13 protein-coding genes are annotated in these 12,127 nt (G+C 72.7%); 4 read left to right on the plus strand and 9 right to left on the minus strand.

All coding sequences use genetic code 11. The features are described 5' to 3' along the window. The first annotated feature begins 7 nt into the window (after positions 1-7). Positions 8-400, plus strand: coding sequence for a VOC family protein (locus OG624_RS31790; RefSeq protein ID WP_033218119.1), 393 nt, complete (start codon positions 8-10; stop codon positions 398-400). Here the strand turns inward: OG624_RS31790 and OG624_RS31795 are convergent. The 5 genes from OG624_RS31795 to OG624_RS31815 all read right to left on the minus strand — a co-directional run bounded on the left by OG624_RS31795 (position 397) and on the right by OG624_RS31815 (position 5,153). Then, on the minus strand, positions 397-849 hold the full coding sequence (locus tag OG624_RS31795) for an SRPBCC family protein (RefSeq protein ID WP_106971348.1): 453 nt from the start codon (positions 847-849) through the stop codon (positions 397-399). The genes OG624_RS31790 and OG624_RS31795 overlap by 4 nt on opposite strands. Before the next feature lie 186 nt (positions 850-1,035). After that, on the minus strand, positions 1,036-2,157 hold the full coding sequence (locus tag OG624_RS31800; protein ID WP_033218307.1) for a GDSL-type esterase/lipase family protein: 1,122 nt from the start codon (positions 2,155-2,157) through the stop codon (positions 1,036-1,038). A 346-nt stretch (positions 2,158-2,503) separates the two neighbouring features. Next, positions 2,504-4,123, minus strand: coding sequence for a malate synthase A (gene aceB, locus OG624_RS31805; RefSeq protein ID WP_033218121.1), 1,620 nt, complete (start codon positions 4,121-4,123; stop codon positions 2,504-2,506). A 251-nt stretch (positions 4,124-4,374) separates the two neighbouring features. Continuing rightward, the gene (locus tag OG624_RS31810; protein ID WP_051763068.1) at positions 4,375-5,004 is read right to left on the minus strand and encodes a nucleotidyltransferase family protein; all 630 of its coding nucleotides are present in this window, start codon (positions 5,002-5,004) and stop codon (positions 4,375-4,377) included. Continuing rightward, positions 4,971-5,153, minus strand: coding sequence for a hypothetical protein (locus OG624_RS31815; RefSeq protein ID WP_033218123.1), 183 nt, complete (start codon positions 5,151-5,153; stop codon positions 4,971-4,973). The genes OG624_RS31810 and OG624_RS31815 overlap by 34 nt, the downstream gene beginning before the upstream one ends. Positions 5,154-5,241: 88 nt before the next feature. Here OG624_RS31815 and yczR point away from each other — a divergent pair, with 88 nt between their 5' ends. Then, complete coding sequence (gene yczR / locus OG624_RS31820; protein WP_033218125.1) at positions 5,242-6,729, plus strand: MocR-like transcription factor YczR; 1,488 nt, start codon at positions 5,242-5,244, stop codon at positions 6,727-6,729. A 14-nt stretch (positions 6,730-6,743) separates the two neighbouring features. Here yczR and OG624_RS31825 read toward each other — a convergent pair whose 3' ends face one another. From OG624_RS31825 to OG624_RS31835, 3 genes are all read right to left on the minus strand, one after another. Beyond that, entirely contained in the window at positions 6,744-7,217 is a 474-nt protein-coding gene (locus tag OG624_RS31825) for a hypothetical protein (RefSeq protein ID WP_051763069.1), read from the minus strand. A 109-nt stretch (positions 7,218-7,326) separates the two neighbouring features. Beyond that, a complete protein-coding gene (locus OG624_RS31830; protein ID WP_033218127.1) occupies positions 7,327-7,962 on the minus strand; it encodes a response regulator in 636 nt (211 codons plus the stop codon). Next, entirely contained in the window at positions 7,959-9,209 is a 1,251-nt protein-coding gene (locus OG624_RS31835) for a sensor histidine kinase (RefSeq protein ID WP_033218129.1), read from the minus strand. The genes OG624_RS31830 and OG624_RS31835 overlap by 4 nt, the downstream gene beginning before the upstream one ends. Before the next feature lie 134 nt (positions 9,210-9,343). Between OG624_RS31835 and OG624_RS31840 the strand changes: the two genes are divergently transcribed. Both OG624_RS31840 and OG624_RS31845 read left to right on the plus strand, forming a co-directional pair. Further along, positions 9,344-10,432 carry an ABC transporter permease gene (locus OG624_RS31840; protein WP_051763079.1) on the plus strand — a complete coding sequence of 363 codons (1,089 nt, stop codon included), beginning with the start codon at positions 9,344-9,346 and terminating at the stop codon, positions 10,430-10,432. Next, positions 10,429-11,115, plus strand: coding sequence for an ABC transporter ATP-binding protein (locus OG624_RS31845; RefSeq protein WP_371640100.1), 687 nt, complete (start codon positions 10,429-10,431; stop codon positions 11,113-11,115). Before OG624_RS31840 ends, OG624_RS31845 begins: the two co-directional genes overlap by 4 nt. A 104-nt stretch (positions 11,116-11,219) precedes the next feature. On the opposite strand, the gene OG624_RS31850 is transcribed toward OG624_RS31845, so the two are convergent. Then, entirely contained in the window at positions 11,220-12,023 is an 804-nt protein-coding gene (locus OG624_RS31850) for an IclR family transcriptional regulator (RefSeq protein ID WP_030714724.1), read from the minus strand. Between the last annotated feature and the right edge of the window lie 104 nt (positions 12,024-12,127).

Here is a 12,127-nt window from a genome sequence, read left to right on the forward strand (position 1 = left end):
AACAGCCATGTTCGCAAACAGCAGGGCATTCAGCGGATTCGCCGTCGACGACCTGGACAAGGCCAGGGAGTTCTACGGCACGACGCTCGGCCTGAACGTCTCGCGGGACGAGGAGATGGGCCTGCTCCGCCTGGACCTCGCGGGCGGCACCACGGTCATGGTCTACCCGAAGGAGGACCACCGCCCCGCCACGTACACGATCTTGAACTTCCCCGTGGACGACGTCGAACGGGCCGTCGACGAGCTCACCGCGCGCGGTGTCGCGTTCGAGCGCTACGAGGGCTTCGACGCGGACGCCAAGGGCATCGTGCACGGCGAGGACGGCATGCCCACCATCGCCTGGTTCAAGGACCCGGCGGGCAACATCCTCTCCGTGCTGACCGGCCCGGACACGCCCTAGTACGCGCGCGCGTCGGCGTGCTCGCGTACCGCGATCCTGGCCAGCTTCGTCAGCATCATGCCGTTGCGGATGGCGACGATGTAGTCCACGGGCAGTCCGTGCATCCGGGTACCGGGTCCCCGCAGGGGGTGCCAGTCGAGGGTGAAGAGGGTGTTCTCGCCCCAGGGGGCCAGGTGCATGGCGATGCGCGCCGCGCCGAAGGGTTCCGCCCGCGCCTCCAGTTCCAGCCGGCGCTCCGGTTCGCACCTGCGGACGACGCACGTGTCGTCGAGGGTGAGGGGGCCGGCGCCGACCCGGACCTTCAGCCGGGCCCCCGCCTGCGGCCAGTGCGGATCGGCGGCGAGGACCGCTTGCGTTCCCGTGACCCACTCGCCGTAACGGTGGCCGTCGGCCAGCAGGCGCCAGACCTCGGACGGCGTGCTCAGGATCAGGCGGCGGTTCCGGGCCACGCCGATCACGCTCCTTCCGGATCCGGCGCGCCGCGTCGGGCCCGCGGTCCGTCGCCCTGTCCGTCACCCCAGACTCGCGCCCAAGGGCGGCTCGCGCAGTCCCACTGAGCCGAACGGGCGCCCGGGTGGGCTCCACCGGGCGCCGCCTCGCCCGGTGGAGCCCGCACAAGGGGCCTCCGGGATCGCCTAGGAGGCCGGGGTCAGGAACATGCCCGTCTGGTCCCCGCCCGCGGTGTTCTTGCAGCTGAAGCCGGAGTTCGCGGGCTGGGCCACGACCAGGGCCAGGCAGCGTCCCGCGGCCAGCTGACCGAAGTAGTTCGGGTGCATGGACTCCTGGATCAGCCCCTGCGACTCGTTGTTGTCGATCCAGCGCGCCCACTCGCTCGTCTTCGCCGAGGCCGGAACCGTGGAGGTCACCTGCTTGCTCGCCTTCGCGCACACCTCGCGGCCCTGCATCATGTCCCGCAGGTCCAGGAACTGCACGCCCTTGGCCGCCGCGACGCCCTTGATCCGGTTCGCGATCTGCGGCACGAGCGAGTCCCGCGCCCAGTCGGAGTCCCGGTTCCAGAAGGGGCAGCCGCCGGTGTTGAGTCGGCTCCAGTCGCTCTGGGTGTACCGGTTCTCCGCGCCGCGCGGGATCGGCGACGGGTAGGACTGCAGCACGATCCGGTACGAGGAGTCGGCGTACCCGGCCGCGCGCATCACGGCCCGGATCTCGTCCACGGACTTGCCGACCTTGCCCATGACCGCGTCGATCTTCTGGTCGACGCCGGCCTGCTGGTCGTCGTAGCAGTACGAGTTCCACAGGACGAAGTCGAGCGCGCAGTCGGTGATGATGTCGGCGAAGCCGAGGTCGTTGCCGCCGATGGACAGGGCGATGACCTTGACGTTGTGGCTCGCGGCCACCGCTGCGAGCTGATCGGCCTGGGGGGCCTCGCCCTTGTAGGAGACGCCGCCGTTGGAGGAGCGGAACACGTTGTCCGAGACCGCCCCGGAACACGCGAGGTTCACGGCGACGTCGGCGATCGCCCCGGCGCTGCGTACCTCGGCCGAGTCGGAGCGGTGGCATCCGCCCGCGGTGGTCCCGTAGACCCGGGCGGGGTCGTAGGTGCTGCCGCTGACCCAGCCCCGGTCGGTCCCGTTGCGACTGCCGCTGTTGGTCAGGCTGTTGCCCTTCCAGCGCCCGGCCTCGCCGGAGATGTAGCTGTCGCCCATGGAGACCACGGCGGTGGGGCCGGTCCCGGGGCTCGCGGCGGAGGTTCCGGCTCCGCCGGCCAGCAGCGCGCTGACGGCGAGCGGCACGACCATTCCGGCTCCGGCCAGCCGTCGCACCCGACTGCGGTCCCGGTCCTTGCTGACGTTGCGGAATCCGATCACTGCGGAACTCCTGCGTTCGGCCACGCCGAAGTCGGCGACGACTGCGTCGCGTGGCTGGGAAGTGGGGGTACCGCCGGCCGGTGGCATCGGAAAGGTGACACGGGCCCACTTGTTACCGCTAGGTACAGTCACGTTACGAACGAGTAACGACCGACCGGTCGTTCGGGAGCTGATTCCTCCTGTTGTGGAACGCAAACGGCTCCGCCCCCGCGCCGTGAGGCGACGGGGGCGGAGCCGGCAGGCTTTGACCGCTGTGCGTTTCAGTCCGATCCGGGGATCAGCCGACCAGCTGGTCGTAGGCGGGGAGGGTGAGGAAGTCCGCGTAGTCCGCGTCCAGGGAGACCTGGAGGAGGAGGTCGTGGGCTTGCTTCCACTTGCCGGCCGTGAAGGCTTCCTCGCCGATCTCGGCGCGGATGGCGGCCAGTTCATCGGCGGCGATCTTGCGGGTCAGGTCGGCCGTGGCCGTCTCGCCGTTCTCGAAGACGACACCCGCGTTGATCCACTGCCAGATCTGCGAGCGCGAGATCTCGGCGGTGGCCGCGTCCTCCATCAGGCCGAAGATGCCGACGGCGCCCAGGCCGCGCAGCCAGGCCTCGATGTAACGGATGCCGACCTGGACCGCGTTGCGCAGGCCCTCGTACGTCGGCCGCGCGTCCAGGGAGTCGATCGCGATGAGCTCGCCCGGGGCCACCGAGACGTCCTCGCGCAGTCGGTCCTTCTGGTTCGGCTTCTCGCCGAGCACCGCGTCGAAGGAGGCCATCGCGATCGGGACCAGGTCGGGGTGGGCGACCCAGGAGCCGTCGAAGCCGTCGCCGGCCTCGCGGTCCTTGTCGGCCTTGACCTTCTCGAAGGCGACCTTGTTGACCTCGGCGTCCTTGCGGGACGGGATGAAGGCCGCCATGCCGCCGATGGCGTGCGCGCCGCGCTTGTGGCAGGTGCGGACCAGCAGTTCGGTGTACGCCCGCATGAACGGGGCGGTCATCGTCACCGCGTTGCGGTCCGGCAGGACGAACTTCTCGCCGCCGTCACGGAAGTTCTTGACGATGGAGAAGAGGTAGTCCCAGCGGCCCGCGTTCAGGCCGGCCGCGTGGTCGCGCAGCTCGTAGAGGATCTCCTCCATCTCGTACGCGGCGGTGATCGTCTCGATGAGGACGGTCGCGCGGACGGTGCCCTGCGGGATGCCGACATAGTCCTGGGCGAAGACGAAGATCTCGTTCCAGAGGCGGGCCTCCAGGTGCGACTCCGTCTTCGGCAGGTAGAAGTACGGGCCCTTGCCGAGGTCGATCAGGCGCTTCGCGTTGTGGAAGAAGTACAGGCCGAAGTCCACGAGCGAGCCGGAGGTCGGGCCGCCCTCGAACCGCAGGTGACGCTCCTCCAGGTGCCAGCCGCGCGGCCGCATGACGACGGTGGCGAGCTGGTCGGCGGGCTTCAGCGCGTACGCCTTGCCGGTGCGCGGGTCGGTGAAGTCGATGCGGCGCTCGTAGGCGTCGATCAGGTTGAGCTGGCCGAGGACGACGTTCTCCCAGGTGGGAGCGGAGGCGTCCTCGAAGTCGGCGAGCCAGACCTTGGCGCCCGAGTTCAGGGCGTTGATGGTCATCTTGCGGTCCGTCGGGCCGGTGATCTCCACACGACGGTCGTTCAGCGCGGCCGGGGCCGGCGCCACCTTCCAGTCGCCCTCGCGGACCTGTGCGGTGTCCGGGAGGAAGTCGAGGGTGGAGGTCCGGGCGATCTCGGCACGGCGCTCACCGCGACGGGCGAGGAGCTCGGCACGGCGCGGGGCGAACCGCCGGTGGAGCTCGGCCACGAAGACGAGGGCCGCTTCGGTGAGGACTTCGTCCTGCCGGGGCAGGGGCTCGGCGTCGACGATGGCCAGCGGGGACGGCGCTGGTGCGGACATAACTGTCACTCCTTCAGCGGCGGTGCCTGGCGGCCGCGGGGAATGCTCGCGCGAGACGGCACGCAGTGCCGTCGGGTGTGGAGAGTTCCGAAATACGGTCGCGGGCGCCGTCTGTGGGTTCAGGGCGCTTCTGACCAGTGGATAGTAATTTCCTCATGGTGGAAGTTCAATGGTTTGTTGATGTCGAGATTCTCTGAGTCGACAGATTCCACTTGCCGGTGGCCCTCAGTGCCACTGTCGTCACGCGGTGCTCAGAGGAGTCGTGCCAGGTCGGGCGGCGTATCGATGTCGAAGGCCTCCGCGACGTCGGAGCACTCCACCAGCACGAGCTCTCCGGCGTGGCGCGCCAGATGGACCCGGGCCCCCTGGTCGCCCGTCGCCGTCGCCGCGATGTCCGCCCAGCGGTCCGCGCCGAACAGCACGGGATGCCCACGCTCCCCGTCGTACGCCGCCGCCACCAGACTCGTGGGGGAGCGGTACGCCGCCAGCACCCGAGCCACGGCCGTCGAGCCGATACCCGGCTGGTCCACCAGCGAGACCAAGGCCGCGCCGGCGCCCGTACCGGCCAGGGAGGTGAGGCCCACCCGCAAGGAGGAACCCATCCCCCGCGCCCAGTCCGGGTTGTCCACGACCACGCAGCCGGTCAGGTCCGCGCGCTCGCGGACCTCGGCCGCCGAAGCACCGAGCACCACGTGCACCGGGCCGCAGCCCGCCTCCCGCAGAACCCGCACGGCGTTCTCGACCAGCGGACGGCCGCGATAGGGGAGCAGTGCCTTGGGCCGCCCACCGAGCCGACGGCCACCGCCGGCCGCCAGGAGCAGGCCCGCGATCACGGGGGAGCCCGGGATCACGGGCGGATCGGAGTGTGTGTGGGATGACATGCCACCGATTCTCGCCCCTGCGTGCGCGCGGGTGACCGCCACGCCAGGGTGCGCCGTACGGAGGCCAGTGCGGCCCCGATCCGCAGCGGACGGGCGATCCGGTTCTCGGCGGCGGCCAGCAGCGCGCGTTCGTCACGGTCGGTCAGCATCCCGGTATCTCCTTGCCAATCGAGGGCCAATACGGCGATTCTGGTCCTCGATTGGCCTGGCCGTCAGAGCCAATCAGGGGAGGTTGGCATGGCAAACGGGCGAGTGGTCCAGACAGCGGACAGAACCATCGGCAGCCGCCAGCTCGCGGCCCTGCTGCCCGCCGACGTCCTGGCCCGCCCCGGCTACCGGGCGCTCGCCGACGCCGTCCGCACGCTGATCCTCGACGGCCGCATCGCCCTGCACGTACGGCTGCCCGCCGAACGCGAGCTCGCCGAGGCGGTCGGCGCCAGCCGGGCCACCGTCACCGGCGCCTACGACCTGCTGCGCGAGAGCGGCTACGTCCGCAGCCGACGCGGCTCCGGCACCTGGACCGAGCTCCCGGACGGCCACCGCCCGGTCGGCGCCCACGCCCTCCTCGGCGCCGGCGGCTACAGCGCCGACGGCGACCCCGGCGTCGACCTCGCCATCGCCGCGATGGGCGCCCCGCAGGACAGCCTCACCGCCGCCTTCGCCTGGGCGGCGCCCCGGCTGCCCCAGCTCGCCCGGGACCCCGGCTACCACCCCTTCGGCCTGCCCGACCTCCGCACCGCCGTCGCCGACCGCTTCACCCGGCGCGGGCTCCCCACACGCCCCGAGCAGATCCTGGTGACGGCCGGCGCCCAACAGGCCTTCTCGCTGGTCGTCAGCCTGCTCTGCCGGCCCGGGGACCGGGTCGTCACCGAGAACCCGACCTACGCCAACGCCCTCGACGCCCTGCGCCACGCACGGCTGCGCACCGGATCCATCGCCGTCTCCGACGCGGGCTGGGACCTGGAGATAGCCGAGTCCACCCTGCGCCAGACCGTGCCCAGGCTGGCCTACGTGATCCCCGACTTCCACAACCCGACGGGCGCGCTGATGCCACCGGAGCAGCGGCTGCGCCTGCTCGCGGCGACCCGTGCCACCGGGACCTGGCTGGTCGTCGACGAGACGATCGCCGACATCGCGCTGGACGTGCCCGCCCCCGCCCCGCTGGCCTCCCTCGCCCCGCGCGGCGGCGCGGACCACGTGATCACCATCGGCTCGCTCAGCAAGACGCACTGGGGCGGGCTGCGGGTGGGGTGGATCCGGGCCTCCGCGAAGATGATCACGGAGCTGACCGCCGTGCGGGTCTCCGCCGACATGACCGGCTCCGTGCTCGACCAACTGGTCGCGCTCCCGCTGCTGGACGCCATGGACCGGGACCTGCCCGACCGGCTGACGCAGCTCCGGAGCCGGCGCGAGGCCCTGGTGCGGGCGCTCCAGCGGTACACCCCGGAATGGTCCTGGCAGGTACCGCCGGGCGGCCTCTCGCTCTGGGTCGACCTGGGCGAGCCGGTCAGCTCCGCCCTGTCCGAGCGGGCCGCCGCGGCCGGGGTGCACATCGGCCGCGGCGCCCGCTTCGGGGTGGACCCGGGCACCTTCGAACACCGGCTCCGGATCCCGTACACGCTGCCCGAGGACCGCCTGGACGAGGGCGTACGCCGCCTCGCGCAGGCCTTCCACGAGGGCGTGCCGCTGGCCCCGGCGGTGGATCGGCCGTACTGGGTGGCGTAGGCCGGCGCCGGCCCTCATCCCTTGCGGAAGTAGGCGTTCGCCGCCGGGCGGAACATCAGCACCACCGCCGTCAGCACGGCCGCCAGATGGACCGTCCGGCTGCCGACGAAGACCCGCTCCAGGGCGTCCGCGCGGGAGAGCGCGTCGGCGAGGGACCCGCCGTCGAGGAGGTATCCGAGCGGTTCGACCACCAGCGAGGCGGTGCCGAGCACCCCGAGGCCGATCGCCAGGGCGATCCGGGCCCAGCCGGCGCCGCCGCGCATGCGTAGGGCGACCAGCACGGCGGCGGTGAACACCACCAGTCGCACCGCCAGACCCGCGCCGAAGCCTTCGGCCGGATCCCGGCCCACCATCAACGCGGTCTCGAAGGCGCCCGCGGCCACGGCGGTGACCCAGAGCGCGAAGGCGGCCCGTACGGCGGCGGGCGGCGGGCCCGCGGCCGGGCGCCGCGCCGCCCGGCGAGCGGGGAGGAAGGTGGCAGGCATCATGGGCTCGCTCTCGCTACGGGGCCTCGACGACTCGACACCCCGATGCTCCCGCCGCCCCCGCCCCGGCACCCGCCTGCTGCCCGGCCTCTCCGCCCGGGGGCAGACCCCCCTAGGGGGTGCGGATCAGCCGACGGGTGGCGGCCGCCGCGACCGCCGAGGTGCGGGAGTCGACGCCGAGCTTGGCGTAGATGTGCACCAGGTGGGACTTGACGGTGGCCTGGCTGAGGAAGAGCCGCTTGGAGATCTGCTGGTTCGACAGACCGTCCGCGACCAGCTGCAGCACCTCCAGCTCCCGCTTCGTCAGCGCCTCCGCCGGGGTCCGCATCCGGTCCATCAGACGCAGCGCCACCGCCGGGGCCAGGGCCGACTGGCCCGCCGCGGCCGTCCGGACGGCCGCCGCGAGCTCCTCCGGCGGGGCGTCCTTGAGCAGGTAGCCGGAGGCGCCCGCCTCCACCGCCGCCAGGATGTCCGCGTCCGTGTCGTACGTGGTCAGCACCAGCACCCGGGGCGCGCCCGGGCGGGCGGTGATCAGCGCCGTCGCCTCGGAGCCGTGCATACCGGGACCGGGACCGAACTGCAGGTCCATCAGCACCACGTCCACCGGCTCACGCGCGGCCAGCTCCACCGCCCGCTCGGCGGTCGTGGCCTCGGCCACCACCGCGAAGTCCGGTTCGGTGTCCAGCACCGCGCGCAGCCCGGCCCGGACCACCGGGTGGTCGTCGGCGAGCAGGAGACGGACGGTCACAGGGCCTCCACGGCGTCCGGAAGTTCCGCGTGTTCGAGGTTTTCGAGGGGCAGCGGCAGGGTGACGGCCACGGCGGTGCCCTGCCCGGGGTCGGACTCCACGGTGAACAGCCCGCCCAGGGTCTCGGCGCGCGAGCGCATCGCGGGCAGCCCGAAACCGCCGTCGCCGGAGCCCGCCGAGCCCGGGGACACCGACGCCGGGTCGAAGCCGTGCCCGTCGTCGACGATGTCCAGGGTCACCGAGGCGTCCATGAACGTCAGGGTGATCTCGGCGCGGCCGGCCCGCGCGTGCCGGACCACATTGGCCAGCGCCGACTGGGCGATCCGCAGCAGGGCCACCTCGTACGGGGTGGGCAGCACCCGTGGGGTGCCGCTCAGCGAGAACCGCACGCGCGGCCCCGGCACCCCCGCGCACAGCCGCTCCAGCGCGGCCGCCAGCGACCCGTGCTCCAGGTCCGGCGGGGTGAGGGCCCGTACGAAACGACGGGCCTCGGCGAGGTTCTCCTGGGCCGCCTCGCGCGCCCGGGCGATGTGCTCCAGCGCCGGGGCCTGCGCCGGCAGCGCCCGCTCGGCCGCCCGCAGCAGCAACTGGATGGAGGACAGGCCCTGCGCGAGGGTGTCGTGGATCTCCCGGGCCAGGCGCTCCCGCTCGGCCAGGATCCCGGCGCCCCGCTCGGCCGCGGCCAGCTCGGCCCGGGTGGTGATCAGCTCCTCGATCAGCTCCCGGCGGCGCTCGCTCTCGCGGTACAGCGCCTGGTAGCCCAGGACGGTCGCCACCGCCACCGCCCCGCCCAGAAGCGGCCCGAGGAAGGCCCCGGGAGTCGCCGCGCCGCTGTGCGCGACGAACCCGCCGATGGCCGCGCAGGCGGTCACCGCGACGGCCGTGACCCCCCAGCGCAGCCGCAGCAGGTGCAGCTCCAGGAAGTACAGCGGGAAGGCGATCCACAGCCCGTCGGGGGAGACCACGAGCAGGCCCGCCCACGTCGCGCCGAGCCCGGCCAGCCACAGCGCCCCGGCGCGCGGCGAGCTGTGCACGGCGGGGGCCCGAACACCGCCCGCGTAGACGAGGGCGAGCACCGCGCAGGCGGCGATCACCCAGCCGGCCCGGGCCGCGGGATCGGTGACGGCCCGCCCGGCGGCCAGCGCGAGCAGGCCGAGGAGCAGCGCGTGCAGGCACAGCCGCAGCACCTTGGACACGGGCGTCAGGGCGCGCGTGGCGGGGGAGACGGAGGAAAGGGGAGCAGTCATGTCCGAACCAGCGTAAGTGGGGGCGGACCGGCCCCGGTCAACCGAAAGTTTGATGTCCGGACGCACCCTTCGATACGAGGATCACTACGGTGGCGCGATGCCTTGTGTCCACGCGGAAGACCAAGGTGGGGGACATGTTCGTCGCATGGAGAGATCTACGGTTCGCCAAGGGCCGATTCGCCCTCATGGGGTCGGTCGTGCTGCTCATCACACTGCTGGTGGGACTGCTGTCCGGACTCACCTCCGGCCTGGCCCGGGAGAACATCTCGGCCATCACCGGTCTGCCCGCCACGCACCTGGCCTTCGCCGCGCCGACCGGGGACCAGAAGGTGTCCTTCACCAACTCCCAGGTGGCCGAGCCCGCCTGGCTGGCCTGGCGGGCTCGGCCCGGGGTGGAGGCGGCCGAGCCGCTCGGCATCCGCACCACCAACGCCGTCTCGGGTGAGCGCACCGCCGCGGTCTCGGTCTTCGGGGTGGCCTCCGCCGGGGGGCTCGCACCGCGGGACGCGGGCCTCACCCAGGGCCAGGTGGTCCTCACCGAGAAGGCCGCGAAGGAGCTGGGCGGTCTGACCGCCGGGGCCAAGCTCAAGATCGGCCCGCTGGAACTGACCGTGGCGGGCGTGTCCGGGACCGCCGCCTACAGCCACACCCCGGTCGTCTGGACGGACCTCAACGACTGGCAGCGCGTCGGCAACCCCGGCACCTCCATCGACACCCTCGCCACCGTCGTCGCCGTCTCCGCCGGCGCCGGTGCGGACCTGGCCGCCGCGGACGAGGCCGCCGGGACCGAGGCGCAGACCGTGGACGAGGCCCTGGGCGCCATCGGTTCGTACCAGGCCGAGAACGGCTCGCTGCAGCTGATGCGCGGCTTCCTCTTCGCCATCTCCGCCCTGGTCATAGGGGCCTTCTTCACGGTGTGGACGATCCAGCGCAGCGGGGACATCGCCGTCCTGAAGGCACTGGGCGCCTCCACCCCGTACCTCCTGAGGGACGCCCTCGGCCAGGCCGTCGTGATGCTCGCCATCGGTACCGGGTCGGGCACCGCGCTCGCCGCCGGTTTCGGCGCGCTGATCAGCGGCGGCCCCGTGCCCTTCGTCCTCGACGCCGCCACGGTGCTCGTCCCCGCCGCGATCATGATCCTGCTCGGCGCGCTGGGCGCCGCCCTGTCCATCCGGCGGATCACCGCCGTCGACCCGCTGACCGCCCTCGGGAGCGCCCGATGACCCTCCTCGTCCACGACGTCACGCTGACCTACCCCGACGGCGAGAGCCGGCTCACCGCCCTGGACGCGGTCGGCCTGGAGGTGCCCGCCGGCACGTTGACGGCGGTCATCGGGCCCTCGGGCTCCGGCAAGTCCAGCCTGCTCGCGGTGGCCGCCACCCTCGTCACCCCGGACTCCGGCCGGGTCGTCGTCGCCGGTCAGGACACCACGGAGCTCGGCCCCGCCGAGAAGTCGGCCCTGCGCCGGGAGAAGATCGGCATCGTCTTCCAGCAGCCGAACCTGCTGGCCTCGCTGACCGCCGCCGAACAGCTCCAGGTCATGGCGCACCTCTCCGGCCGCCCCGCGCGCGCGGTGCGCCGACGGGCGCTGGAGCTGCTGGACGCGGTGGGGCTGGCCGACAAGGCCGACAAGCGCCCCCACCAGCTCTCCGGCGGCCAGCGGCAGCGGATCAACATAGCCCGCGCCCTGATGAACGAGCCCGCGGTGCTGCTGGTCGACGAGCCGACCAGCGCGCTCGACCACGAGCGCGGCGCGGCCGTGCTCGACCTGCTGGTCACCCTGACCCGGGAACGCTCCACGGCCACGGTGCTGGTCACGCACGACCACGCCCATCTGGAGCGGATGGACCGCACGGCGACGATGACGGACGGCAGTCTGACGCTCGCCGCCGCCCCGGTGCGTTGAGCGGCGCGGACCCGGACCCGGACACGGACGCAGGGATACGCGAAGGCCCCGGCCGCCCCTCGGAGCGAGGGGCGGCCGGGGCCTTTCCGTAGGACCGCGTGAACCTACGCGGGGCTCTGGTTGGCCAGCGCCACCGACAGCTCGGCGGCCACGCCCTGCAGGATCGGTACGAAGGACTCGGCCACCGCCTCGGTGACCCGGCCCGCCGGACCGGAGATGGAGATCGCGGCGGCGGTCGGCGAGTTCGGCACCGACACGGCGAGGCAGCGGACCCCTATTTCCTGCTCGTTGTCGTCGACCGCGTAGCCCACCTTGCGGACCTGCTCCAACGCGTCGAGGAAGCCCTCGGGCGTGGTGATGGTCTTCTCGGTCGCCGCCGGCATCCCGGTGCGGGCCAGCAGGGCCCGTACCTCGTCGGCGGGGGTGTAGGCGAGGAGCGCCTTGCCCACGCCGGTGGAGTGCGGCAGCACCCGGCGGCCGACCTCGGTGAACATGCGCATGGAGTGCTTGGAGGGCACCTGGGCGACGTAGACGATCTCGTCGCCGTCGAGGAGGGCCATGTTCGCCGTCTCCCCGGTCTCCTCCACCAGACGGGCGAGGTAGGGGCGGGCCCAGGTACCCAGCAGGCGCGACGCGGACTCGCCGAGGCGGATCAGACGGGGGCCGAGGGAGTACCGTCGATTGGGCTGCTGACGTACGTAGCCGCACGCCACCAGCGTGCGCATCAGGCGGTGGATCGTGGGCAGGGGCAGACCGCTGGCGGCGGAGAGCTCGCTGAGGCCGACCTCACCCCCGGCATCGGCCATGCGTTCGAGCAGGTCGAAGGCGCGCTCGAGGGACTGGACGCCACCGCCGGCGGCGGGGGTCTTCGAGGAAGCGTCGGTGGTGCTGGCGCTGGACGTCGGCACGGCGCGGTCCTTTCGGTGCTGGCAGGCAAGGGAGCAGCCTACCCGGCGGTCGGCGTCCGTCCCAGTGCTGGGGTCGAGGTCGTCGCCGCCGGTCAGAGAGGGTT

The sequence above is a fragment of the Streptomyces virginiae genome (assembly GCF_041432505.1).
GTDB classification, from domain to species: domain Bacteria; phylum Actinomycetota; class Actinomycetes; order Streptomycetales; family Streptomycetaceae; genus Streptomyces; species Streptomyces virginiae_A.

What these genes read in the sequence shown, in the direction of transcription:
- OG624_RS31835 (WP_033218129.1), bottom strand. Translation starts at nt 9,209, where the DNA reads ATGACTGCTCCCCTTTCCTCCGTCTCCCCCGCCACGCGCGCCCTGACG.
- aceB (WP_033218121.1), bottom strand. Translation starts at nt 4,123, where the DNA reads ATGTCCGCACCAGCGCCGTCCCCGCTGGCCATCGTCGACGCCGAGCCC.
- yczR (WP_033218125.1), top strand. Translation starts at nt 5,242, where the DNA reads ATGGCAAACGGGCGAGTGGTCCAGACAGCGGACAGAACCATCGGCAGC.
- OG624_RS31845 (WP_371640100.1), top strand. Translation starts at nt 10,429, where the DNA reads ATGACCCTCCTCGTCCACGACGTCACGCTGACCTACCCCGACGGCGAG.
- OG624_RS31825 (WP_051763069.1), bottom strand. Translation starts at nt 7,217, where the DNA reads ATGATGCCTGCCACCTTCCTCCCCGCTCGCCGGGCGGCGCGGCGCCCG.
- OG624_RS31840 (WP_051763079.1), top strand. Translation starts at nt 9,344, where the DNA reads ATGTTCGTCGCATGGAGAGATCTACGGTTCGCCAAGGGCCGATTCGCC.
- OG624_RS31790 (WP_033218119.1), top strand. Translation starts at nt 8, where the DNA reads ATGTTCGCAAACAGCAGGGCATTCAGCGGATTCGCCGTCGACGACCTG.
- OG624_RS31800 (WP_033218307.1), bottom strand. Translation starts at nt 2,157, where the DNA reads ATGGTCGTGCCGCTCGCCGTCAGCGCGCTGCTGGCCGGCGGAGCCGGA.
- OG624_RS31815 (WP_033218123.1), bottom strand. Translation starts at nt 5,153, where the DNA reads ATGCTGACCGACCGTGACGAACGCGCGCTGCTGGCCGCCGCCGAGAAC.
- OG624_RS31810 (WP_051763068.1), bottom strand. Translation starts at nt 5,004, where the DNA reads ATGTCATCCCACACACACTCCGATCCGCCCGTGATCCCGGGCTCCCCC.